This is a genomic window from Flavobacterium sp. GCM10023249, from assembly GCF_042653365.1.
Lineage (GTDB): Bacteria > Bacteroidota > Bacteroidia > Flavobacteriales > Flavobacteriaceae > Flavobacterium.
In genome coordinates, this window is the sequence record NZ_JBHSHZ010000009.1 from 163,736 (window position 1) to 186,869 (window position 23,134).

At 33.3% G+C, this 23,134-nt stretch carries 25 protein-coding genes; 6 read left to right on the plus strand and 19 right to left on the minus strand.

All coding sequences use genetic code 11. The features are described 5' to 3' along the window. Nucleotides 1-5 precede the first annotated feature (5 nt). From ACFO7M_RS07465 to rpsF, 7 genes are all read right to left on the minus strand, one after another. Entirely contained in the window at nucleotides 6-692 is a 687-nt protein-coding gene (locus ACFO7M_RS07465) for a hypothetical protein (protein ID WP_379713698.1), read from the minus strand. Then, entirely contained in the window at nucleotides 693-1,388 is a 696-nt protein-coding gene (locus ACFO7M_RS07470; protein ID WP_379734873.1) for a hypothetical protein, read from the minus strand. Further along, entirely contained in the window at nucleotides 1,378-3,381 is a 2,004-nt protein-coding gene (gene ligA / locus ACFO7M_RS07475; RefSeq protein WP_379734875.1) for an NAD-dependent DNA ligase LigA, read from the minus strand. The genes ACFO7M_RS07470 and ligA overlap by 11 nt, the downstream gene beginning before the upstream one ends. Nucleotides 3,382-3,465: 84 nt before the next feature. After that, a complete protein-coding gene (locus tag ACFO7M_RS07480; protein ID WP_379713704.1) occupies nucleotides 3,466-3,936 on the minus strand; it encodes a DUF6495 family protein in 471 nt (156 codons plus the stop codon). Nucleotides 3,937-4,097: 161 nt separating this feature from the next. Then, a complete protein-coding gene (gene rplI / locus ACFO7M_RS07485; RefSeq protein ID WP_379713706.1) occupies nucleotides 4,098-4,541 on the minus strand; it encodes a 50S ribosomal protein L9 in 444 nt (147 codons plus the stop codon). Nucleotides 4,542-4,605: 64 nt separating this feature from the next. Next, a complete protein-coding gene (gene rpsR, locus ACFO7M_RS07490; RefSeq protein WP_014164395.1) occupies nucleotides 4,606-4,902 on the minus strand; it encodes a 30S ribosomal protein S18 in 297 nt (98 codons plus the stop codon). A gap of 5 nt (nucleotides 4,903-4,907) precedes the next feature. Further along, complete coding sequence (rpsF, locus tag ACFO7M_RS07495) at nucleotides 4,908-5,249, minus strand: 30S ribosomal protein S6 (RefSeq protein WP_379713710.1); 342 nt, start codon at nucleotides 5,247-5,249, stop codon at nucleotides 4,908-4,910. Nucleotides 5,250-5,420: 171 nt separating this feature from the next. Between rpsF and ACFO7M_RS07500 the strand changes: the two genes are divergently transcribed. Further along, on the plus strand, nucleotides 5,421-6,113 hold the full coding sequence (locus tag ACFO7M_RS07500) for a LytR/AlgR family response regulator transcription factor (RefSeq protein ID WP_379713712.1): 693 nt from the start codon (nucleotides 5,421-5,423) through the stop codon (nucleotides 6,111-6,113). 3 nt (nucleotides 6,114-6,116) lie between these two features. Here the strand turns inward: ACFO7M_RS07500 and priA are convergent, their stop codons facing one another. The 4 genes from priA to nadC are packed head-to-tail and all read right to left on the minus strand — an operon-like array spanning nucleotide 6,117 to nucleotide 10,807. Beyond that, on the minus strand, nucleotides 6,117-8,564 hold the full coding sequence (priA, locus tag ACFO7M_RS07505; protein WP_379734877.1) for a replication restart helicase PriA: 2,448 nt from the start codon (nucleotides 8,562-8,564) through the stop codon (nucleotides 6,117-6,119). Next, the gene (locus ACFO7M_RS07510; protein WP_379713716.1) at nucleotides 8,565-8,987 is read right to left on the minus strand and encodes a DUF2147 domain-containing protein; all 423 of its coding nucleotides are present in this window, start codon (nucleotides 8,985-8,987) and stop codon (nucleotides 8,565-8,567) included. Nucleotides 8,988-9,004: 17 nt separating this feature from the next. Then, on the minus strand, nucleotides 9,005-9,949 hold the full coding sequence (locus ACFO7M_RS07515) for a YihY/virulence factor BrkB family protein (protein WP_379713718.1): 945 nt from the start codon (nucleotides 9,947-9,949) through the stop codon (nucleotides 9,005-9,007). Next, nucleotides 9,950-10,807 carry a carboxylating nicotinate-nucleotide diphosphorylase gene (gene nadC / locus ACFO7M_RS07520; RefSeq protein ID WP_379734879.1) on the minus strand — a complete coding sequence of 286 codons (858 nt, stop codon included), beginning with the start codon at nucleotides 10,805-10,807 and terminating at the stop codon, nucleotides 9,950-9,952. It abuts the gene before it with no gap. A 122-nt stretch (nucleotides 10,808-10,929) separates the two neighbouring features. Between nadC and rlmH the strand changes: the two genes are divergently transcribed. Together rlmH and ACFO7M_RS07530 are read left to right on the plus strand one after the other, a co-directional pair. After that, complete coding sequence (gene rlmH, locus ACFO7M_RS07525) at nucleotides 10,930-11,403, plus strand: 23S rRNA (pseudouridine(1915)-N(3))-methyltransferase RlmH (RefSeq protein WP_379713722.1); 474 nt, start codon at nucleotides 10,930-10,932, stop codon at nucleotides 11,401-11,403. Further along, nucleotides 11,404-12,303, plus strand: coding sequence for a glycosyltransferase family 2 protein (locus tag ACFO7M_RS07530; protein ID WP_379734881.1), 900 nt, complete (start codon nucleotides 11,404-11,406; stop codon nucleotides 12,301-12,303). It begins immediately after the preceding gene. Here ACFO7M_RS07530 and ACFO7M_RS07535 read toward each other — a convergent pair. The 4 genes from ACFO7M_RS07535 to ACFO7M_RS07550 are packed head-to-tail and all read right to left on the minus strand — an operon-like array spanning nucleotide 12,281 to nucleotide 16,151. Continuing rightward, the gene (locus ACFO7M_RS07535; protein ID WP_379734883.1) at nucleotides 12,281-13,360 is read right to left on the minus strand and encodes a glycosyltransferase family 4 protein; all 1,080 of its coding nucleotides are present in this window, start codon (nucleotides 13,358-13,360) and stop codon (nucleotides 12,281-12,283) included. The two genes, ACFO7M_RS07530 and ACFO7M_RS07535, sit on opposite strands and share 23 nt — an antisense overlap. Continuing rightward, nucleotides 13,357-13,752 (minus strand): sugar 3,4-ketoisomerase, encoded by a 396-nt coding sequence (locus ACFO7M_RS07540; RefSeq protein ID WP_379734885.1) that lies wholly within the window; start codon nucleotides 13,750-13,752, stop codon nucleotides 13,357-13,359. Before ACFO7M_RS07540 ends, ACFO7M_RS07535 begins: the two co-directional genes overlap by 4 nt. Continuing rightward, entirely contained in the window at nucleotides 13,715-14,695 is a 981-nt protein-coding gene (locus ACFO7M_RS07545; protein ID WP_379734887.1) for a glycosyltransferase family 2 protein, read from the minus strand. Before ACFO7M_RS07545 ends, ACFO7M_RS07540 begins: the two co-directional genes overlap by 38 nt. Before the next feature lie 7 nt (nucleotides 14,696-14,702). Then, a complete protein-coding gene (locus ACFO7M_RS07550) occupies nucleotides 14,703-16,151 on the minus strand; it encodes a DUF6056 family protein (RefSeq protein WP_379734889.1) in 1,449 nt (482 codons plus the stop codon). 36 nt (nucleotides 16,152-16,187) lie between these two features. Here ACFO7M_RS07550 and ACFO7M_RS07555 point away from each other — a divergent pair, with 36 nt between their 5' ends. After that, the gene (locus tag ACFO7M_RS07555) at nucleotides 16,188-17,096 is read left to right on the plus strand and encodes a glycosyltransferase family 2 protein (RefSeq protein WP_379734891.1); all 909 of its coding nucleotides are present in this window, start codon (nucleotides 16,188-16,190) and stop codon (nucleotides 17,094-17,096) included. On the opposite strand, the gene ACFO7M_RS07560 is transcribed toward ACFO7M_RS07555, so the two are convergent. From ACFO7M_RS07560 to ACFO7M_RS07575, 4 genes are read right to left on the minus strand one after another with little or no spacing between them, the layout of a single operon-like run. After that, nucleotides 17,077-18,300 (minus strand): O-antigen translocase, encoded by a 1,224-nt coding sequence (locus ACFO7M_RS07560; protein WP_379734892.1) that lies wholly within the window; start codon nucleotides 18,298-18,300, stop codon nucleotides 17,077-17,079. The two genes, ACFO7M_RS07555 and ACFO7M_RS07560, sit on opposite strands and share 20 nt — an antisense overlap. A gap of 47 nt (nucleotides 18,301-18,347) precedes the next feature. Beyond that, nucleotides 18,348-19,433 carry a DegT/DnrJ/EryC1/StrS family aminotransferase gene (locus tag ACFO7M_RS07565; RefSeq protein WP_379734894.1) on the minus strand — a complete coding sequence of 362 codons (1,086 nt, stop codon included), beginning with the start codon at nucleotides 19,431-19,433 and terminating at the stop codon, nucleotides 18,348-18,350. Then, a complete protein-coding gene (locus ACFO7M_RS07570) occupies nucleotides 19,430-20,374 on the minus strand; it encodes a FemAB family protein (protein ID WP_379734896.1) in 945 nt (314 codons plus the stop codon). Before ACFO7M_RS07570 ends, ACFO7M_RS07565 begins: the two co-directional genes overlap by 4 nt. A 4-nt stretch (nucleotides 20,375-20,378) precedes the next feature. Then, on the minus strand, nucleotides 20,379-21,125 hold the full coding sequence (locus ACFO7M_RS07575) for an RDD family protein (protein ID WP_379734898.1): 747 nt from the start codon (nucleotides 21,123-21,125) through the stop codon (nucleotides 20,379-20,381). Nucleotides 21,126-21,146: 21 nt separating this feature from the next. Between ACFO7M_RS07575 and ACFO7M_RS07580 the strand changes: the two genes are divergently transcribed. Continuing rightward, nucleotides 21,147-22,127 (plus strand): stage II sporulation protein M, encoded by a 981-nt coding sequence (locus ACFO7M_RS07580; protein WP_379713744.1) that lies wholly within the window; start codon nucleotides 21,147-21,149, stop codon nucleotides 22,125-22,127. Continuing rightward, entirely contained in the window at nucleotides 22,111-23,073 is a 963-nt protein-coding gene (locus ACFO7M_RS07585) for a hypothetical protein (RefSeq protein WP_379734900.1), read from the plus strand. The genes ACFO7M_RS07580 and ACFO7M_RS07585 overlap by 17 nt, the downstream gene beginning before the upstream one ends. Nucleotides 23,074-23,134 lie beyond the last annotated feature (61 nt).

A 23,134-nucleotide genomic window follows, 5' to 3' on the forward strand; every position in this document is an offset into this window, starting at 1 on the left:
TGTTGTTACATTTTGGTTTTATTAGTTATTAGAAAAAATCGCACAAGAAAATAATAAGATACTATATTCGCCATTAAAGTTAAACATCGGAACAATATAAAATCAAAATAGTAATAATAAACGACATAAAATAAATCTGCCATTAAATAGCAAAAACTGGTTAACATCAAATACACATCCGCTTTGGTATGTTTCAAATTGTATAAAATGGAATTCAACACCACCAAAGAGGAAAGAATACAACCATACACTACCATTGGCACATAGAGTTCATAAGATGTATCAAAGATCATGAACAACAATACATACATCAAACAAGATAAAAACAGCACCATTAAAAATATGTAGGCTAAATTGACTTTATCTGTGAAACGTATTTTCACTTCAAATAGACTTTTTATGATATGGCTTATTAAAATTCCATAACCAAAAGCATTCAAAATCAAAATATAAAGTAACGCTTGGACGTCTTCGAAAAGATTCAGTATACCGCTAACAAAAAAGAACAACAAAACCAAGATATGCCAAGGATTTACCTTTCCATCCGATTCTTGCCAATAATAAAACATAATGGCAGTTGGCACAACTGGCTTACTAATAAAAACCAGGTATTCATTACCAGCCATAGACGAAATAAAGAATATAATTCCTGCAATGACATATAACGCTAATGCTGGATTAACTGATCTCATTTATACCATATTAGTATCTAAATACATATTTTCCCTATCGATAAAGTAGGCAACAATGTAAAAATAAGAAATGATTTGCAAAGCAAATTCTATGTAAGTTAAAGCTTTTACATTTAAAACCATATTGGTAAATACAAAAATAACATCTGCCACGAGACTGAAAGAAGCAGCCAAAAAAACCAACGATGCAATTTCAGAAAAATTCGTCATTAAGAAATTATACGAGCTAATACTTACAAAAAGCCCCAAAACAATTCCGTAAGACACACAAGCAAAAGTCAAATCAATTGATTTCATTGAAAAAGCATCCAGCAGAAAATACATAGCAACCATTAAAATGATAAAATAAAAAATACTCAAACTAAAATTTACTTTACAAAAGCCAATTTTAAAAGCATCCTCTGTAACCACTTTTATCAACATTATATAGGGAATGTAATCCAGCACAACAAGATAACTGGTAATTCCTTCCAATTTCACTAATGCAATAGCGTCAGAAACAAAATAAACAAGCAAAACGAAGACCAATTCCAAGCTTAACACTTTCTTTTCTGAAAAAAAATAGTATGCCAATAAAGCTGGAATAATCATTGGTTTTGATAAAATCAGCAGCCATTCGTTATTAATAATCGAAGCTAACAGAACCAAAAAACCTGCGATTACGAACAAATAAATCGAGACAATCCTACTTTCCATGAATCATATTTTCAAAGTCATTTTCACTGATTATTGGAATATTCAACTGATTGGCTTTTTCCAATTTAGCCGGCCCCATATTATCTCCAGCAACCACGTAACTCGTTTTGGCTGAAATAGAACTACCTACTTTTCCGCCATTATCTTCAATGGCTTTCTTTAAATCATCACGTGAGAATTTTTCAAAAACCCCAGAAACCACAAAGACTTTCCCATCTAAAATAGAGGAAACTGATGTATTTGCTTCTTCTGAAATTTCCAATTGTACACCGAATTCCTTCAATCTTTGAATGATTATTTTATTTTCTTGATTCTCAAAATATTCAATTAAACTTTGCGCTATTTTCTCACCAATTTCGTCAACGGCAATCAATTCTTCTGTAGTAGCTACTGATAATGTTTCTATATTTTTATAATGTTTCGCTAGTTTTTTTGCCACTGTCTCACCAACATAACGAATACCTAAAGCATACAAGACACGATCAAAAGGAATCTTCTTTGACTTTTCAATTCCAGTTATTAAATTTTCAGCAGATTTATCGGCCATTCTTTCCAACACTACCACTTGCTCTTTCTTCAGTTCATACAAATCAGCATAATTAGTAACCAATCCGTTATTGAACAATAAAGCCACCGTTTCACCACCCAAACCTTCAATATCCATTGCTTTTCTGCTGATATAATGTTGAATCCTACCTATAATTTGAGGAGGACATCCATAAAAATTAGGGCAATAATGATTGGCTTCACCTTCTTTTCTCTCCAATTGAGTATTACATTCAGGGCAATTGGTTATATAAGTTGTCGCTACAGAATCGGAAGCTCTTTGTGACACATCCACCCCAATAATTTTAGGTATGATTTCCCCTCCTTTTTCTACAAACACTTCATCACCAATTCGTATATCCAGTTTTTCTATCTGATCCGCATTGTGTAATGAAGCTCTTTTTACTATTGTTCCTGCCAATTGAACTGGTTCCAAATTCGCCACAGGAGTAATCGCTCCTGTCCTACCCACTTGGTATGAAATTGAATTCAGGCGCGTAGAAACTTGTTCCGCTTTAAACTTATACGCAATTGCCCAACGAGGAGATTTAGCGGTATATCCTAATTCTTCCTGTTGATGAATACTATTGATCTTAATTACAACACCATCGGTTTCATAAGGTAATTCGTGTCGGTGTTCATCCCAATAGTTAATAAACTCCAATACTTCGTCCATATTTTTAGCCAATTTGGAATGTACTGGCACTTTAAACCCCCATTGACGCGCTTTTTCCAAACCATCGAAATGTGAAGCTATTGGCAGATTATTTCCAATTAAAGAATACAGCAAGCAATCGAGCGGTCTTTTCGCAACCTCGGCACTATCTTGTAATTTTAAGCTACCGGAAGCCGTATTTCTTGGATTAGCATAAGGCGTTTCACCAATCTCTATCAAATCTTGGTTCATTTTTTCAAATCCGGCAAAAGGCAATATAATTTCTCCTCTGATTTCAAACTTATCAGGATAATCACCTTTCAATTGAATTGGAACCGCTTTAATCGTTTTGATATTATTGGTTACATCATCACCTTGAAAGCCGTCTCCACGCGTTACAGCACGCTTCAACTTACCTTTTTCATACAAAATACTAATAGATGCACCATCATATTTCAATTCACACGTAAACTCAAGATTCACATTACCCAACAATTTTTGAGCACGTGTTTGCCAATCGAGTAAATCTTCTTTGGAATAGGAATTATCTAAAGAATACATTCGAAATTCATGCTTAATTGTCTCAAAATTTTTGGTTACAGCACCACCTACTCGTTGCGTAGGCGAGTTTTCATCAAAATATTGTGGATACTTTTCCTCAAGATCTTGTAATTCTTTAAGCTTAGAATCAAACTCAAAATCTGAAATTGTAGGATTATCCAATACGTAGTAATTGTAATTATGTAAGTTTAATTCTTCTCTTAAGGCTTGAATTTTAGGCAACACATCCATATAAAATAAAAAAAATTGGCTGAATTAGTTTAATGCAACTAATTTAACCAATTTCCAGTAAAGCAAGGCTTTTTTTCTTTATTTCTATTGTTCTAAAATGGAAGACATTTGTTCGTACAATTCACCTTTACTAAAAATAGCACCTTGTTTCACTAATTCGAAAATTTCTGGGTTTCTGTCACCTGCAAAAACCTTTTGTCCTTTCTGTACTTCCACAGTATCAGTAAACAAATTATCACTCAACCACTCTAACCCTGTTTTGGTCATAAAATCTACGTCTTCAGCAGTTTTGATGATAATCGTTCTCATATATACTTCATCACAGTAGAATAAAAAGATATAATTTTTAGAATAATGTTCTAAATAACGTGCATTTGTTAAAACTCCTTCCCAAATCAAATCTGAGAACACCTCAATTTCTTGATCTGCTACATCGGGTTTGTGCTCTTTGATCAAATCCCATTCGTTTTTATCTATCTGTTGTGCCGAAAGAAAGTTGATAAATTCTTCGTGCAATTCTTCCAATTGCTCCTTTGACAGTTTTGCGTATTTCATCAATGCATAATTTATTAATAAGACTCTACCTCTCCAATCACTATAATATCAAAATTACAGCCAAAGATGTTTAAATATAAAACTTAATACAGTAAGGTCAAATCTTTAGTATAAAAAAAGTCCCGAATTCGGGACTTTTACAATGTATGTTTTGTACAAAATTATGCTTGTTCAGCAACGATTTCGTAAGCTAATTCAACGATTACTTCACGGTGTAAACGAACAGAAGCAGTATATTTACCAGTTCTTTTCACGATACCTGAAGTGATGAATTTTTTGTCAATTGCTTGACCGTTTTTACCTAAAACTTCAGCGATATCAGCGTTAGTTACCGAACCAAAAAGTTTTTCACCACCTGCTTTAGCAGTAATTTTGATATCCATAGCTTTCAAAGATTCAGCTAAAGCTTTTGCATCAGCAACGATTTTAGCTTCTTTGTGTGCTTTTTGTTTTAAGTTTTCAGCTAATACTTTTTTAGCTGATGGAGTTGCTAATACAGCAAATCCTTGAGGAATTAAAAAGTTACGACCGTATCCTGGCTTAACAGTTACTACATCATCTTTAAATCCTAAGTTTTGAACGTCTTGTTTTAAAATAAGTTCCATGTTGTTGTCCTTATATTTTAGAAGTTAGGTTCCTTTAGGGAAACCAACAACTAGAGTTTATAAATTATTTTAATAAATCAGCTACGTATGGCATTAAAGCTAAATGACGAGCTCTTTTTACCGCTACAGATACTTTTCTTTGGTATTTCAAAGAAGTTCCTGTTAAACGACGAGGAAGGATTTTACCTTGCTCATTTACAAATTTTAATAAGAAATCAGCATCTTTATAATCAACATACTTGATTCCTGATTTTTTGAAACGACAATATTTCTTTTGTTTGTTCGTATCAATGTTTAAAGGCGTTAAATATCTAATATCTCCGTCTTTTTTTCCTTTTGCAGATTGCTCGATTGTTGACATGATAATTAAGCTTTTTTAGTTTTTAACTTTTCTCTTCTTCTCTCAGCCCAAGAGATTGCGTGTTTATCTAAACTTACAGTTAAGAAACGCATTACACGTTCATCACGTCTAAATTCAGTTTCAAAAGCTTTTAACACTTCTCCTTCAGCTTGGAATTCAAATAAATGGTAAAAACCAGATTTTTTGTTTTGAATTTCGTAAGCTAATTTTTTCAAGCCCCAATCCTCTTTCGATACCATCTTAGCACCTTTTGAAGTTAAAAAATCTTCAAATTTGCTAACTGTTTCCTTTACCTGTTGTTCAGATAAAACGGGATTCAAGATGAAAACAGTTTCATAATGATTCATAGTTATAAAAATTTATTTGTTATAAAATTGGGTGCAAAAGTAGTGCTTTTATTTTAACCCGCAAACATTTCAGACAAATAATCGATGAAATTGCATTTTTTGCACAAAAAAGTTTGGAGGATAATTTTTTTATCCTATTTTTAACAAACCAATCTATTAAAATTGACGCTTATGAAGTTGAACTGTATTGTTGTAGATGATAGCTCTATCCAAAGAATTTTGGTCACAAAATTAGTAGATGCACATCCGAACCTTAATTTAGTTGGCGAGTTCTCAAACGCCGTCGAAACTAAAAACTGTTTAGCCACCAAGCAGGTTGATTTGTTATTTCTTGACATTGAAATGCCAGTTATTAACGGATTTAATTTACTTGACGGATTAAAAGAAAAACCTCAAATCATTTTCATTACAGCTAAAGCTGAATATGCAGTCAAAGCATTTGATTATGACGCAACCGATTATCTTCAAAAACCCATCACCAAAGAACGTTTCAATGCGGCAATCAAAAGAGCAATGGATTTGTACCAGCTTCGCCGAGAAAGTCTTGAGGAAGAAGGAGAACACATTTTCATTAAGAGCAATCTGAAAAAGTTGAAAATTTACACCTCAAAAATCAAATGGATTGAGGCTTATGGTGATTATGTAAAGATAGTAACGGAAGATGACAGTCATTTAGTACTTTCAACAATGAAATCTTTTGAAAAGGATTTATCCAAAGAGAAATTCATCAGAGTACATAAATCATTTATTATCAATATTGATAAAATCGAGAAGTTTAACAGTAAATTCGCAGAAATAGGAGTAACAAAAATACCTTTAAGTAGAAATAAGAAAGAAGATCTAGTAAAGGCTCTTGAATCTTAATCTTTAATAAAAATCAACATTTACAGTAACTTTAATTGTTCTGTATTGTGCAATCATATCAAAGCTGTTCAGTATTCTCTGAATGGCTTTTTTTGTATTTCCCAAGTGATTCTCTTGCGGTATTTTAATTAGTATTGTCCGTATATATTCGTTACGGATTTTACTTACCGGCGGTTCTTCCGGACCAAGAACAGGTATATCAAATTGTTGCTTCAATACTTGATACAACCACATCGAACCTTCCTTCAATTTCTCGAAATCTTTATGCTTTAGTGTAAGCTTTATTAATTTAAAATAGGGCGGATATTTATAAATATGTCTTTCATACAATTGCTCCTTATACATCCCTATGTAATCATTATGAGTTACCTGCTGTATCGTATTATGAACGGGATTATAGGTCTGAATTACCACATTTCCTTTTTTGTCAGAACGCCCTGCCCTACCTGAAACCTGTGTCATCATTTGATAACTACGCTCAAACGCCCTAAAATCAGGAAAATACAGCATCGAATCTGCATTAAGAATTCCAACCAATGACACATTATCAAAATCCAAACCTTTTGCCAACATTTGAGTTCCTACCAAAATATCAATCTCTCTGTTCTTAAAACTATCGATTAATTTTTCGAAGGCATACTTACCTCGTGTGGTATCCTGATCCATTCGTTTAACATTCTTCGATGGAAAAAGGGAAGCCAATTCCAACTCAATTTGTTCGGTACCAAACCCTTTTGAAGTCAAATCGACACTTGAGCATGCATGACAATTGGTTGGTTTTGCCATACTGTAACCACAATAATGACAACGCAACTGTCCTTTAAATTTATGATAAGTCAAACTTACATCACATTGAGGACATTGCGGAATATGTCCACAAGTCATGCATTCAATAACCGGCGAATAACCTCTCCGATTTTGAAACAAAATAATTTGTTCACCATTCGATAAAGCTTCGGTCATACTTTCAATTAAAAACTGACTAAAATGACCCGTCATCTTTTTTCTAAAGTAATTATCCTTCAAATCTACCAGATGAATTTCAGGCAAAACTGCATTTCCAAAACGTTCTTGCAATTCAACGAAACCATATTTTCCACTTTGCGCATTAAAATAGCTTTCAATACTTGGCGTAGCTGAACCCAGCACCACTTTCGATTCATGAAAATTCGCCAATACAATGGCTGCATCGCGAGCGTGATAACGAGGCGCAGGATCGACTTGTTTGAAGGTTGGTTCGTGTTCTTCATCCACTACGATCAAACCGAGATTTTGAAAAGGCAAAAACAAAGCGGATCGGGCTCCAATAACAATCTGCGCCTTATCCGATTGATTCAAAACTTGATTCCAAACCTCTACCCTTTCATTATTGCTGTATTTAGAGTGAAATACCGCTACTTTATTTCCGAAATGCTTCGTTAAACGGTACACTAATTGTGTGGTCAAAGCAATTTCCGGCAACAAATACAATACCTGTCTGTTTTGCTCCAAATAGCTTTCAATTAATTTAATATATACTTCCGTTTTACCTGAAGCCGTAACCCCATGGAACAAACAAACATCTTTGGTTTTTAAACCTTCTTGAATTTGACAAAAAGCCTCATTTTGATGGTGACTCAACGTGATTTCACTCTCCTCCACATCCTCAAAAGAAACCCTATCATGTTGCATGAAATATTCTTCGAAAATCCCTTTATCAATAAGTGCTTTCACAATGGCAGCCGTAGCTCCAGAGTAATCTATCAATTCTTTTACCGAAAGCGGTTTGCGTTGCGAAGCTTGTAATTGAAAATAACTCAACACTACTTCTTTTTGCTTCTGGGCATTTTTCAAGAGATTCAACAACTCTTCAAGTCTATCTGCTGAGTTAAATTCAGGAAACAGTCGAATATAACGAACCAACTTAGGTTTGTATTCGTCCACCATTTCCTCTTGTAGTGACAACACTCCTTTTGCCATCAATTGCTGGATAACTGGAAAAACTTTTTTCTTATTCAGAATTGAAGCCGCTTCGGTGATTTTAATTGAAGTTTGTTGTTGCAATGCCTCAACCAATAGGTATTCCTCATCCGATAATTGCGTTGGATCTAGTTCGATATTTTTCTGAGCCGCAATTATTGTTTCACTTTCCAGCATCAGTGCCGTAGGTAAAGCAGTACGATATACTTCACCGATGCTACACATATAATAAGATGCAATCCATTGCCAATGTTTTAGCTGAATTGCTGTTACAATAGGAAACTCATCAATAATCTGATGAATCTCTTTAGCTTCATACAAAGTGGGTGAATCATTGTGCTTATCAGCAACTAAACCGGTATAGAATTTACTTTTACCAAATGGCACGGCTACACGACATCCTTTTTTGATATAATCAAACTCGGCCTCAGAAACTTTATAAGTAAAAGTCTGTGGCAGCGCAATTGGTAAAATAACTTCTATAAAAAACATTTATCGAACTCTAACCCAAGTTTGAGAGCGGCCAATTAAAGAGATCCCCATATAACCGCGAACCACTAATTTTTCTTTACCTTCCAGTTTTAAGTTGCATTTGTACAAACTACCTGATTCCGGATCTAAAATTTTTCCTCCGCTATACTCGTTGTCATCTTTTTGTAATCCACGAATAATAACCATCCCTAAAACTGGTTTGTTTTTATCTGATCCTTCACATTTATCACATTTGCGATCTCTTTTAGTTTCATCAAAAATTTCGACAATTTTTCCGTAAATCTTTCCGTTGTTTTCATAGATTTCTACAACAGATTTCGATTTTCCTGTTTTATCATCGATGGTTTTCCATTTTCCGGTAACAGTTTGTGCATTAATTTGCGTACAAGCTAAAAGCAATAAGGTCAGTAGTATTCTTTTCATAGTTATAAGTTATAAATTTAGAGATGAGGATTTTTCGTTGGATTTGATTTTAATTTAGCAATGGAAGCATCTAATTCAAAACCTAACAACAAAACCATACAGTTAATCCACAGATAAAACATGACAACCAAAAGTGTGCCAATGGATCCGTAGAGTTCATTATATTTCGAGAATTTCACTACCCATATTCCAAAAAAATAGGAAGATAGTACAATTAATATCGTAGTAAAAACTGTACCTATAGTGATTAATTTTTTCCTTTTAGATTGTTTAATACCATATTTAAAAAGTATAGCGGTTGCCAAAAGAATCATAAGTATTACAAAAACGTATCTTCCCATTTCCAACAAGGATATCTTATCGGAAACTCTACTGGTTAACACATCCTGAATAATCGTTTTTTGAATGATAACCTCCAAAACAATGATGGCGGCAACGGTAATAATAAGAATACTCGTTAACAACAATGAAATGAGCAACGCTACAAAATACTGTCTGAAATAAGGGCGTTTCACTGTTACATGCAACGATGTTTCAAAACCACTCATAACCGCATTTACGCCGTTTGTCATTAAAAAAACAGAAAGAAAAACCCCCCAAGACAATAATCCGGAATGACTATTATGAAGGATATCATTAATAATCTGTTCAATAGCCGCAAAAGTAGTCGGTGGTACACTTTCCTGAACGAAATAGAGAAAATCTTCCTGAAATCCTTCGATGGGAATGTAAGGAATCAAGTTCAGAATAAATAACGCAAATGGAAACAAAGCCATAAAAAAGCTAAATGCAATAGCAGCCGCTCTATAACTGATTCCTCCTTGCAAAATACCTGAAATGTAAAATTCAATAAGATCGTAAAAAGAGACACCTTCAAGCCAAGGCAGCTTAATATTATCTAAAATCACCACCAATTGTTTAATCAGCGGAATCTTATTTAGTATTTCTCTGGTTTCACTCATTTAGATTGCTTTCAGACTTAAATCCATATTATGAACCGAATGGGTCAATGCTCCCGAAGATATGTAATTTACGCCACATTCAGCATATTGACGGATGGTATTTTCGTTAATATTTCCCGAAGATTCTGTTAAACATTGATTCCCAATAAGTGCCACCGCTTTTTTGGTATCCTCAAAATTAAAATTGTCAATTAAAATTCTGTATACACCATCGGATTGCAAAATTTCTTGAATTTCAGCCAAGTTTCTAGCTTCAACAATAATTTTCAAATCCAGATTATTTACTTTTAAATAGTGCTTCGTTTTTTGAATAGCCTGAGTAATTCCTCCAGCAAAATCATTATGATTGTCTTTCAGCATCACCATATCGTACAATGCAAAGCGATGATTTTCTCCACCACCAATTTTTACAGCCCATTTTTCGGCTGCGCGAAATCCAGGAGTTGTTTTTCTGGTATCTAAAACTTTCGTAGCTGTTCCTGCAAGCAAATCAACGTAATGACGTGTTTTCGTAGCAATAGCACTCATTCGCTGCATCGAGTTTAATACTAAACGTTCGGCTTTTAAAATTGACTGAGAACTTCCTGAAACATGAAAAACAACATCACCATATTTAACCCGACTTCCGTCTTCAATAAAAACCTCGACTTGTAAATTCGCATCAACGTGATTAAAAATCATTTTGGCAAACTCTACACCTGCTATAATTCCTTCATCTTTTACTAAAAGTTTTGCCTTTCCTAAAGCTGAAGAAGGAATACACGCTAACGAACTATAATCGCCCGGACCAATATCCTCACGAATTCCATTTTTTATAATTGACAATAATTCTTCCTGAAACTGTGCTTCTGAAATCATACGATTGAATTTTTTATAAGGTTGCTAAAATAAGGAAAAAACTGGATTTTGTTATTTGTTGAATTGTTATTTGACAAAGCTTTTCAAGTTTGTAACTTTGCTTTTTCCGCAATTCACTTAAAATGAACATTAAATTATTGGCCATAGGCAAAACCGACAATAAAAATCTTCAAGCTTTAATTGATGATTATACCAAAAGATTATCGTTTTACATCAAATTTGAACTGGAAATCATTCCGGATATTAAAAATGTAAAAAATCTCAGCGAATCCCAACAGAAAGAAAAAGAGGGAGAACTTATTTTGTCGAAACTCTCTGCTACTGATCAGCTTATTTTATTGGATGAAAACGGGAAAAACTTTTCCAGTGTTGGTTTTAGTGAAGAATTACAAAAAAAAATGAACTCAGGTGTAAAAACCTTGGTATTCGTAATTGGCGGTCCGTATGGATTTAGTGAAGAAGTATACAAAAAAGCCCAAGGAAAAATTTCACTTTCTGCAATGACCTTTTCTCATCAAATGGTTCGTTTGTTCTTTATTGAACAATTGTACCGTGGATTTACTATCTTGCGCAACGAACCTTACCATCATCAATAAGTGTTATCCGTACTGATTCCAACATACAATTATTCAGCATTGCAACTCGTAAATGAAATCCATCATCAATGCGAAGAGGCGCAAATTATCTTTGAAATTGTAGTTTCTGATGATGGTTCCAACGACAAAACAACTTTATCTGAGAACCTTACAATCAATAATTTATCATACTCCCAATTTGAACAAAATCCTACCAATTTAGGCAGAGCCATAAACAAGAACCTTTTATCTAAAAAAGCTCAGTACGAATGGTTACTTTTCATGGATTGCGATACGTTTCCGAAAGATAAAAACTTCATCATTAATTATCTTGGCGAAATACAAAAAAGCGATCAACTTGTACATTTCGGAGGTATTTGTTACAAAAAAAACTTTCCCAACAGCAATCAGATTTTAAGATGGAAATACGGCAGAAAACGTGAAGAAATCAAAGCTTCTGATCGGCAAAAACATCCTTACAAGAACGCACTAACTTCCAATATTTTAATTCATAAAACCATTTTTCAAAACGTAACTTTCAATTCGAAGATTACAGAATATGGCTATGAAGATTGGGTATTTGTTACCGATTTACAATCCGAAGGAATTACTATCAATCATATCGACAATCCGACGTATCATTTGAATTACGAAACCTCTAAAATCTTTTTAGAAAAAACGAAAAAAGCGTTAGAAACATTAGTATTTATTGAAGAGTCCAAACTTATTTCAACTGAAAAAACCAAAGTTCAAAAAGCATACAAATTCCTTCAAAAGTTTAAATTATCGGGTGTTTTTTGCTATTTCTTCAACTTGTTTTTTAAAGAAATCGAACGCCAACTAGTTTCGTCAAATCCATCTTTATTGATATTCGATTTTTACAAATTAGGCTACTATGCTAGGTTGAAATCAAATCGTTAAATAGTGCTTCCCACTTTGACATAATCGGCTCGATACCGAATTGTTTTACAGAACTATTCCCCTCACTTCCGATTCGCTTACGCAATTCAATATCTTCCATTAATGTTTTCATTTTTTGCACAAAGTCGTCTTCAGTTCGACATAAATAACCATTATTACCGTTTTCTATTATTGTTCTTGGACCAACGGGGCAATCATAAGCAACAATAGGTAATCCCATAATTTGCGCTTCAAGAAGTACCATTGGAAACCCTTCGGAACGTGAAGTCATCACATAAATCGAAGATTCTAGGTATTTATCTTGAATATTTTTAACCGGTGCATAGAAATTAACAGAAGTTGTAATGTCCAAAGAATCGGCCATCGCAAGATGTTCATCCAACAAATGTCCATTACCATAAATATCCAAAACCCAATCTTTTTTCTCTTGAACAACTTTACTCCAAATTTGAAGAAGTCTATCAATTCCTTTTTCATAAGAGTGACGCGCTATCGAAATCACTCTCTTTTGGGTCAGATTACTCGTCACCTCCGAACGAAAACTAACAGGATTCGGTATAATCTCTCCTTCTAATTGCCATTCTTCGCGGCTATGTTCTGATAAAAAAACTCTTTTTTCAAATGTTTTCAAAAGCGTTACCCGGAGATATGCCCGTAGCGAATTTAAAAAATCAAATGATTGTTTTCTAGTTTCATTATATTTTGATCCATGAATTTCAAATACAATCTTTGCCTTACTTTTTACGAAGAGATTAAAACAAAATCCTTTCCAACCAAAATCACAAATAACAATAAGATCCGGCTGAATTCGATCGAGATAGGACTTTACTTTTTTATAATAATCCAATATACGAAATGGCTTAAATCCATTGGTTTTACAATCTATTACATTAACTTTCCGATTAAAATCGTAAAAAAAAGAAGTTGTTTCATTATTGGAAGTCAGAATATAAACTTCGTGACCACAAGCTTCAATGAAATGATTGGTTTTAATTGAAAGAACTCTGGCCACTCCTCCTTCATCATATACAGTAGGTGTCAGATATAGAATTTTCATTTTTTTGAACTCAAAAATTCATCATAATTCCTTATATAATCCTCTTCGGCAAACTCTCCTGAATTCAAAACCAAACAAACTGATCCTGAAGAAAAATTTTGAAGCTCGCGCCAGAATCCAGGTGGTATCAAAAGACCAACATTGGGTTTATTGAGAAAGAAAACTTGCTTTTCATGACCGTCATCAATGATAACCTCAAAGCTTCCACTGAGAGCAATCAATAATTCCAGTTGTGCAATGTGAGAATGTCCACCTCTGAAAGCACTTGAGGGAACATCAAAAAGATAATACACTCTTTTACATTCAAATGGAATGGTTCCATTTTGAATAAAAGCCAGATTTCCTCTAGTATCTTTAATTGTTGGTATTTCTATCAGCTGTATCTTTTCCAAAATCTTCTAAATTAATCGTTTTGTCCACAATAAAAAGTGGCCTTTGTTTCACTTGATTATAAATCCGTAACACATACTCTCCAATTATTCCTAGTGAAATGAGTTGCACACCACTGAACAAAATTATAGCCAAAATTGTTGCCGTAAAACCCTGAGGAATGTCGTTGTACATTAACTTGCGGTATAAATTATACCCAAAATAAAGCAATGAAATACATATTGTCATCAATCCTAATCGGGTGATAAAACGAATTGGAAAATCACTGAAATTAAAAATACCTTTAAAAGCCAACTGTATCAGTTTTCCCCAAGTATATTTTGAGTTTCCAGCGAAACGTTCTTGTCTTTCATATTCAAATCCAATTTGTTTAAAGCCAACCCAGGCTCTAATTCCTCTCAAATACCGATCCTGTTCGGGCATTTCATTCATCAAATTGACAACTCTTGTACTCAACATAGAAAAATCCCCACTATCGATAGGTATTTCGAAATTAGAAATTCTTCGTTGCAGGCGGTAGTATAACTTGTAGCAAATCCGTTTCAAAAGGGATTCTTTTCTGTTTTTTCTAACCGCATAAACCACATCGTTTCCTTTACAAAGCAAATCATAAAAATCATGAATCAATTCAGGCGGATCTTGTAAATCACCATCAATTATTAAAACACCTTTTCCGGGATTACTATATTTCAAACCAGCACTAACTGCAATTTGGTGCCCATAATTTCTAGAAAGAAAAATTCCTTTGAAATTGGTATCATTGCCACAAATATCTTCAATCATTTCCCGAGTCATATCAGTGCTTCCGTCGTTCACCAACACAACCTGAATAGAAAAACTGGCTGTTTTGATTATTGCTTTCAATCGTTCCACTAATGGATACAATGTTTTCTCTTCATTATAAAGAGGAACTACAATAACTATATCATTTTTAAAGGAATTCATACAATCGTTATTCTGTTATGGTAGAATCTTTAACCCGTATTACAATTGATTTCTTTTGATAAAAATCCATTAATTCCTGGTTTTTCCAATTATTTTTATCATTTGTAAGTCCCATATCCACCGCATTATAAATTGTTGTTGGTTTGTTTTCCAAAGGTTCAACTACACAATCCTCATTTTTAGTATTTTCAAGAAAATGAAATCTTGCTTTCAATTCTTTATCATACTTATAAGCTTTCAAAGAAAGTAAATCTTTATATGCAATTGTTACATTATTATGTGAAATGAAATTAAAAATAATCAAAATCCCTAAAACAACTTTTGTGGATGGATTGATTTCAAAATGAACTCTGTCTAAAAAATAATGAACCAATGTTGCAAAAAAGTAGAAAAATGTGACACTAAAAAAGAATACCGAAGTATTGATGGTTCTTCCTGGTGGTGGACCATTAGTACTCCATAACCCAGGAAATATTCCCATGAACACAATCAAAAGAAGCAATCCAAGAACCAATAAAGGGTGTAAAAAATATCTTGACGGTATTGCTACAATTTTTTCTTTAATCGTATTGAATAGAAAAAAACAAATTAATGTCAGCAATGGAATCCAAAGTGTAATGTAATAAAATGAAAGTTGAATTGATTTCAATATTGAATGCACTAATAAATTCTTAACCGTAAAATGACTTCCTCTCACGGAATTTCCTGGAGCGAGAACTTCAAAAGCTGCCAATCCACAGGTTAACAGCAATAGCAACAATAATAGCCAACTGATTTTCTTTTCCTGAACATAAAATAACACATTCAAAAGACAATGAATCAGCAGCATTATAATCACAATAATTTCATTGCAACCCATGATCATTGGCAAAAGAACCAATGCAGCCAACACGTATTTTATTTTTTTAGTTCTATAATAATGAATAAGTGACGTAAAGTAGAATAATGCCAAGGAAACTGGCAATTGATTCGTTATAGCTCCTGGCATCCAGTAAAAACCTTCACATAGATCCGGCATCAAAAAAAGATAGGAAAATACGATTGCTGATGACAACCCTAATTTTTCACATTTGTTCAAATCCAATTGTAAACTTGCGACAAAAGCAAAAACTGAAAAAACAAATAACCCAAAAAGGAGAATCGGCAAAATTTTAAAACCGAAAAAATCATTGAAATATAGAGGATCTAAACTAAGTAAACCATTAGAAAAATACCTTCCCGACCAATCATGATATCTTCGAATTTGTACACTCCAGAAAGGCTCCAACTGAGATTCATAAGCATACCAAAAATCATCAGAACCTGGATTATTAAAAAAAGAAAGCAACAACAACGGAAACAAACTGATTAACATCAGATAATACATAAGTTTAGGGCTAACAATAATATCTGTTACTCTCTTAAATTTATTGAAAAAAATCATGGTAGTTTTGTCGCTAGGTTGACTGTTTGTCATATTTTTGCCTCAAATATAACTCTTTTGTCTACAAAAATGATTAAAAAACCCATTGTTAGTGTAATCTGCCTCTGCTATAATCATGAAGAGTATGTGACGGATGCATTGGACTCAATCATTAAGCAAACGTATGACGAAATAGAAATTATCATTATCGACGATTGCAGTACAGACAAGTCGGTTGAAAAGATTGAACTTTGGTTACAAAACCACCCCGAAATTGTTTTCATCCAAAACAAAGCAAACCTTGGCAACACCAAATCCTTCAATATTGCTGCAAAGCAAGCCAGTGGAGAATATCTGATAGATTTTGCGACTGATGACCTTCTGATTGAGAATTGCATTGAGAAACAAGTCGATCGATTTCAAAATTCCATATATAAAAATATCGGATTAGTATATGGCAATACCCTTCTTGTTAATGAGAAAGGTGAATTTCATTCCTATTTTTTTGATGTAGACCACAATGAGAAAACAATTGTAAAAAGACCAACAGGAAGAATATTTGACCATGTTATCGATACGGGAAAAGCGATATGCTCAGTTTCTGGCATGGTTTCCAAAAAGGCATTCGATCAATTAAATGGTTATGATGAACAATTAGCTTATGAAGATTTGGATTTATGGGTTAGATTATCGTATGAATATGAAATCGATTACATTGATTCGGTATTGGTCAAAAAAAGAATCATTTCAAATTCTTTAGGTTCGCAATTCCACCGAGAAAAAAAATATTCCCAAAAAATCAATCATTCCACTTATCTGATTTTAAAGAAAATCATTCGATTGGTTACCACCAAAAATCAATGTAAAGCACTGTTAAGGAAGATTAATTATGAGATCAATCTTTCCATAAAATCAAAAAACTATGGTTTACTAATTAAGTTACTTATTGTAAAAATGAAAACACATTGGTTAATGCTTATTAAACCAAACTTTTCCTGAAAATCATCACCAAAACACAAGTATACAAAACGTAGGTTATGGCGTGCGCAATAACAACTCCTTCCGTTTTTAAGCAATTAATCAATAGCGTACTTGAAAACAACAATATCATTAATGAAATTAATTCGGTTATTATGAATGTTTTAGTCATTTTTTTAGCAAAAAACTGCATTCCAAGAATCAAAGATACACCTTTAAAAAAATCGCCAATCAATTGCCAGAAAAACAAGGTTTCTACAGGTTTAAAATCATCCGTAAACAAAAGCTGTATCAAACTATTTTTCAAGACAAAAACCACAACCAAACCAATTCCGAACACTGGGATAATGTGTTTATAAAATCCTCGAATCACCTCTTTCGTTTCGTCCTCATTTTCTGCCAAAACCATTTTCGGATAATAATAAACGGTTATTAATGTGTTCAAAAACAACAAATAATACGATGATATTCGACACATTGCCTCCCAATAACCTGCGGCATTAATATCCACTGTTGCAATCAAATGATTACGTATCAAGAGTAGAACCAAAGGACCAAAAATCCCCGACACCAATGCCATAAGAAAATAATGCGACAAATTTTGCAGCAAACTCCAGTCAAATAAACCGGGTTTAAAAAAAGTTGCTATAGAAAAATCTTCCAATAGAAAAAAGAGACTCACGAAAAACAACAATCCAGGCGTAATGATAATCGAAACGAGCGCACCGTAAATCTGAAAGTTAAAAACCAAAATCACAGTGACTATTAAACTCAAAAGTGTACCTATAATCGTAATATAAATAATCTTTTTAAACTTCCCTAAACCATTAATTACTGCATTTAGATATAATCCACCAATATGAAGTGGCAATACGAAAGCTAATAATTTAAAAATGTATTCAAAATGATACTGCTCCCCAAAAATAAACGTGTTCAACTGTTCAGCCAATACAAAAAGTGAAATTCCAAAAACAATGGTTACTACAAATAAGCAACAAAATAAGGTAGAAATAATTTTCTTCAAACCCTCTTTGTTTTTTTCATTTTCAGCCACATACTTTACTATTCCCGACTGAAAACCAAGACTAGCCACATTTTCAATTGAAACCAAAAAATTACGAAGGTTTCCTAACAAAGCCATCCCGGTTGGGCCAACAAAAATAGCCAACACTTTTGATGTAATTAAACCAACACCAATTTTAAGCAACACACTGATACTGTTCAAAGAAGTTATTCGAAACAGTTCTGAGGTTTGTATTTTTTTTACAATCCTCACTTAGTGTACCGATTTAAAACTGAAATAATATGACTTACTTCATCATCTGTCAAAACAGCACTCATTGGCAAACTCACTACTTCATCATGAATTTTTTCAGTAATCGGAAAAGACAATTGATTCCATTCCGGAATTGCCTTTTGTTTGTGTGGAGGAATTGGATAATGAATCATGGTTTGGATTCCATTTTGATGTAAATAGTCTTGAAGTTGTAGTCTGTCTTTACATCGAATGACAAACAAATGGAACACATGATTATCTGATAAATCCCAATGAGGCAAAACAATAGCATCGTTATTAATTTCGTTGATATAACGTTTTGCGATACTTCTCCTTCTTTCGTTATCCGAATCCAAATCGGGAAGTTTTATATTTAAAAAAGCCGCTTGTAATTCATCCAATCTGGAGTTAAAACCGATACTTTCGTTGTAATATTTTATTTCAGAACCGTAATTTCGCAATTTAAGAATTGTTTTTGCTAACATTTCATCATTGGTTAACACGGCTCCACCATCACCCAATGCACCAAGATTTTTACCTGGATAGAAGCTGAATGTTCTGGTGTGACTTCCTTGAAATGGCAATCCGTGACCTTGCGCGGCATCTTCAACAATTAAAAGATCATATTGATAACCCAATTCGATTATCCGATCCATTTTTGCTAACTGCCCATACAAATGAACGATTAAAATCCCTTTGGTTTTATCCGTAATTTTTTCCTCAATTAATTCAGGATTGATATTATAAGTGGTTAACTCCGGTTCAACCAAAACAGGTACTAATCCAGCATGCAGAATTCCTAAAATACTGGCAATATAAGTATTGGCTGGAACAATAATTTCGTCACCTTTTTTCAACACGCCTCTTTCGATATAAGCCAAAAAAGTCAATGTAATGGCATCCAATCCGTTACCTACTCCAACACAGTACTTGGATTTACAGTATTGGGAGAAATTTTGTTCAAAATCCTTGACTTCATTACCCAAAATATACCAGCCACTATCCATAACCCGCTTCAGTATTTCCTGAAAAACGGCTTCATAGCGAAGGTTTATTTTTTTAATGTCTAAAAATGAAATCATAGTTTAATTTTATAATGCTCCTGTGAATAAATAGCACAGCCTAATTCTTCTTTCTGTTTCAACAATCCTTCATTATACGAAGTTCCATCATTGACAATACCCATGTCAAAAAATCGCTTTCCTTCCCTTTTGAATTTTTCAATCAAATACATAAAAAGAAAATCCAAGGCTCTATCTTCTTCACCTTCTTTTGTTGTTGCTCCGTACTGTGATTTAACGCCGTTTTCAAATTCAAAAATGGTTATTCCGGCTAAAATAGTTTCCTCTTTATAGATCGAAAATTGACGAATAGAATGGGGAAATAAAACCTTTAACTTTTCCATTTCATCTAAAGTGTGTACAGGACTTGATTGGTGTTTTTCTGACAGTCTCGGGACCAACACTTTTTCCCAAAACACCTTGACACTCGATTCCTCTTTAATCTCCAAATGCAAATCATCAAACTTCTTCCAGTGTTTTTCTTTCGATTTATGAAAACGATGCTGTTGTGAATAATCAATTAGCAACGCCATATCCTTTCGATAGGCAGTGACACCTTTCTGAAACAAACAAAAATCAAGACCAAGATTTCCAATTTCACTATACAGCGGAGGTTGCATTTTAATTGTAAAATTAGTTATACCATTGCTTAGCAAAAAGGTTAAAACACTTTGAAAAACCAACGTAAAATTGGATCCCCCAATATTTTTTGTCATAACAAATCCGCCGTAGGTTAATCCTTGATGCGAAATCACTTCGCTTTTAGAAATAGTAGCAGGAATAATGGCAATAAGATTCTTTTTCGAGTCAAAAACCAGCATTGAAAAATCTTCAAACCGATCTTTATGGTATTCCATGAAATCTCTATGAAATAGGAATGTGCCATTTTTAGCCTCTGAAACAAATTGGTTCCAAATAATATAATCTGAGGATTGGTATTTTTTTACGGAATAGTCTTTCACTACTTTACATGTTTTGAGTATAGTAGTTATAATCTTTCAAAATAGTGCGGATAAATTCTCTGTTATTGGTAGTCTCCATTTTTTTGATACCTGTAACTTTTTCGATTTTTTCCTTCAACTTATTAATAAGTTCATAATCATCCTGTGCAACCGCGTTATTGAATGTTTCCTTAATAATTCGCATATCATTATCGGAAAGTTTAATTACCATAGCATACGTTGGCACGTATTCGTTTCCAATTTCTTCCAATATCGTATTGCTAATAGTGATACTGTTCTTAAGAGTAATTACTGCTGTACCTGCAGCCATATCTCCAAAACGTTGTACTTTTTTACTAGAAACCATCGCAATTAGTCCAATTATACCTCCCATTAAATTATTTTCGATAATTCTAAAAATCCAACGTATCAAATAATCGCCAAAACCGGCTTGGTACCCATCCAGTTTAACCACTTTTATTTTGATTAGTTTTTTTCCGATGGTCTGTCCTTCAAAAATAGATTCCAATACCAACGAGTAAACAAAAACAGGAAAAAATAAAACAATGATTACAGTTATACCAGACCAAGGATCTGCATTATCAATGTAACTTGACAATCCCAACATATTCAAAAACACATAGGAAATTACCAAAACGTAAGCCAATTTGATCACAATATCTATAAAACTTGCCAGTATTCGTTCGCCTACAGAAGCTGCTTTAAAATTTATATTGACATTTTGTGTTGTATTTATTGTTAATTCTGACATAATAATTATTTTAGCACTCTAATGAGAGAAGTAGCTTTTATAAAACAAAATAAAGAAAAATGGCTTGAACTTGAGCAAGCAATTTTGGGTAAATCTATAAAAAATCCTGATGAAATAGCCAATTTGTATATTCAAATCGTCAATGACTTATCCTATGCCCAAACGTATTACCCTAAAAGTAAGACTGTTGTGTATCTAAACCATTTGGCCTCACAGATTTTTCAGAAAATTTACAAAACCAAAAGAACCGAAACAAATCGACTTGTGTATTTCTTTACAACAGAGGTACCGCTATTGGTTTATCATTACAGAAGGTATTTACTGTACGCCTTTGCGTTGTTTTTTGCTACTGTTGCCATAGGAGTGGTATCGGCAAAATACGATCAAGATTTTGTGCGATTGATTTTGGGAGACGCTTATGTGAATGAAACATTAGACAACATCAAGGATGGAAATCCTGTAGCAATTTATAAATCGGGAAGTAATTGGGGCAGCTTTGTGGGTATAACATTCAACAATTTACGCGTTGGAATTATGTGCTACATCTACGGATTTTTTGCAGGAATTGGTACCTTTTACATTTTCCTTCAAAACTGTATCATGTTGGGTTCTTTCCAATATTTCTTTTATGAACAAGGTGTCTTTTGGGAAAGCGTTCGTGGCATTTGGATTCACGGTTCGATGGAAATTTTTGCGATCGTAATAGAAACTGCAGCCGGATTCATTTTAGGCGCTTCAATCCTATTTCCAAGGACTTTTTCAAGAATAAATTCTTTGAAAATTGGTTTTAAAGACAGTTTTAAAATTTTCTTGAGTACTTTTCCCTTTACCATATCCGCGGGTTTTCTGGAAGGGTTTATCACAAGATATTCAATTGACATGCCCATTTGGCTTAGTAGCTTTATCATTTTATCAACATTGGCAGCTATATCCTATTACTATTTAATATACCCATTTCTAGTTCATAAAAAAATTAACAATAATTATGTTCCAACTCTATAAAAAAAGAACTTTTGGAGATTTAATTTCCGATACTATTGCTTTTTTTAGAAGCAACGGAAAACATTATTTTAAAAACTATATTTCAATCAACGGAATCTTCATTGTTCTTTTTGTTATTATTATTTATTTCCTGATGCGACTATACATGGATTTTATATTCTCCATGTCAACAATGGCTGGTCAGAATAATAATCCTGAAAGTATTTTCAACCAATATTTCAATGAAAATTTTCCATTATTCATAGGAAGTATAATCGTGACAATGCTATTGGCAATGATTGTATCGATGTTAAATTTTGCTTTTCCGGTAATTTATCTTGACTTAATGGAAAAAACCAAAGGCAATGAATTTGGATCCAAAGAAATTATTACTGAGTTGAAAAATAATGTCGGCCGATTGTTCATTTTTGCTATCGCTTCCATTTTTATTATGATGCCTATCCTATGCATCATTGTAATGATTGTTTTTGCATTGGTATTCATAATCATTGGTTTCCCTTTACTCTTCATCGTTTTTCCGGCTCTATTGTGTTGGGTTGGACTTAGTTTCTACGATTACCTTACCGCAAAATCAGGCTATTTTGAAGCGTTGGGAAATGGATTTTCATTGTTAAAGCAAAAATTCTGGACCAATATTGGTACCGTTGCAATTGTTTTATTCATGATACAGGTGGCACAAGGTATTATTACCATGATTCCTTATATGATTGGAATGTTTTCCATGATGACCACATTACAAAATCCGGAAGCAATTCAAGATGGCACTTTTTTAAGTGGGTTTTCTTTATTATTTTCTGTTGTAATGGTATTATCAGTTCTGTTAGGACTATTTTGTAATAATATACAATTCATTAACCAAGGGCTCATTTATTACAGCCTACGTGAAGAAAACGAAGAGCATGGTTCTCATTCTGAAATTGATTTAATTGGTACTGACAGTGAATAGACTTTTATATATTTTTTTATTTTTTATTTCGACTAGCTATGCTCAAAGAGACTCTTTGGAT

Bases quoted from the DNA above. Each gene is read 5' to 3' on its own strand.
- rpsF (WP_379713710.1), bottom strand. From the start codon at position 5,249: ATGAATCATTATGAAACTGTTTTCATCTTGAATCCCGTTTTATCTGAA.
- rlmH (WP_379713722.1), top strand. From the start codon at position 10,930: ATGAACATTAAATTATTGGCCATAGGCAAAACCGACAATAAAAATCTT.
- ACFO7M_RS07500 (WP_379713712.1), top strand. From the start codon at position 5,421: ATGAAGTTGAACTGTATTGTTGTAGATGATAGCTCTATCCAAAGAATT.
- ligA (WP_379734875.1), bottom strand. From the start codon at position 3,381: ATGGATGTGTTGCCTAAAATTCAAGCCTTAAGAGAAGAATTAAACTTA.
- ACFO7M_RS07535 (WP_379734883.1), bottom strand. From the start codon at position 13,360: ATGAAAATTCTATATCTGACACCTACTGTATATGATGAAGGAGGAGTG.
- ACFO7M_RS07480 (WP_379713704.1), bottom strand. From the start codon at position 3,936: ATGAAATACGCAAAACTGTCAAAGGAGCAATTGGAAGAATTGCACGAA.
- rpsR (WP_014164395.1), bottom strand. From the start codon at position 4,902: ATGTCAACAATCGAGCAATCTGCAAAAGGAAAAAAAGACGGAGATATT.
- ACFO7M_RS07555 (WP_379734891.1), top strand. From the start codon at position 16,188: ATGATTAAAAAACCCATTGTTAGTGTAATCTGCCTCTGCTATAATCAT.
- priA (WP_379734877.1), bottom strand. From the start codon at position 8,564: ATGTTTTTTATAGAAGTTATTTTACCAATTGCGCTGCCACAGACTTTT.
- ACFO7M_RS07585 (WP_379734900.1), top strand. From the start codon at position 22,111: ATGTTCCAACTCTATAAAAAAAGAACTTTTGGAGATTTAATTTCCGAT.
- ACFO7M_RS07510 (WP_379713716.1), bottom strand. From the start codon at position 8,987: ATGAAAAGAATACTACTGACCTTATTGCTTTTAGCTTGTACGCAAATT.
- ACFO7M_RS07550 (WP_379734889.1), bottom strand. From the start codon at position 16,151: ATGACAAACAGTCAACCTAGCGACAAAACTACCATGATTTTTTTCAAT.
- ACFO7M_RS07565 (WP_379734894.1), bottom strand. From the start codon at position 19,433: ATGATTTCATTTTTAGACATTAAAAAAATAAACCTTCGCTATGAAGCC.
- ACFO7M_RS07580 (WP_379713744.1), top strand. From the start codon at position 21,147: ATGAGAGAAGTAGCTTTTATAAAACAAAATAAAGAAAAATGGCTTGAA.
- ACFO7M_RS07575 (WP_379734898.1), bottom strand. From the start codon at position 21,125: ATGTCAGAATTAACAATAAATACAACACAAAATGTCAATATAAATTTT.
- nadC (WP_379734879.1), bottom strand. From the start codon at position 10,807: ATGATTTCAGAAGCACAGTTTCAGGAAGAATTATTGTCAATTATAAAA.
- rplI (WP_379713706.1), bottom strand. From the start codon at position 4,541: ATGGAACTTATTTTAAAACAAGACGTTCAAAACTTAGGATTTAAAGAT.
- ACFO7M_RS07465 (WP_379713698.1), bottom strand. From the start codon at position 692: ATGAGATCAGTTAATCCAGCATTAGCGTTATATGTCATTGCAGGAATT.
- ACFO7M_RS07515 (WP_379713718.1), bottom strand. From the start codon at position 9,949: ATGAGTGAAACCAGAGAAATACTAAATAAGATTCCGCTGATTAAACAA.
- ACFO7M_RS07470 (WP_379734873.1), bottom strand. From the start codon at position 1,388: ATGGAAAGTAGGATTGTCTCGATTTATTTGTTCGTAATCGCAGGTTTT.
- ACFO7M_RS07545 (WP_379734887.1), bottom strand. From the start codon at position 14,695: ATGAATTCCTTTAAAAATGATATAGTTATTGTAGTTCCTCTTTATAAT.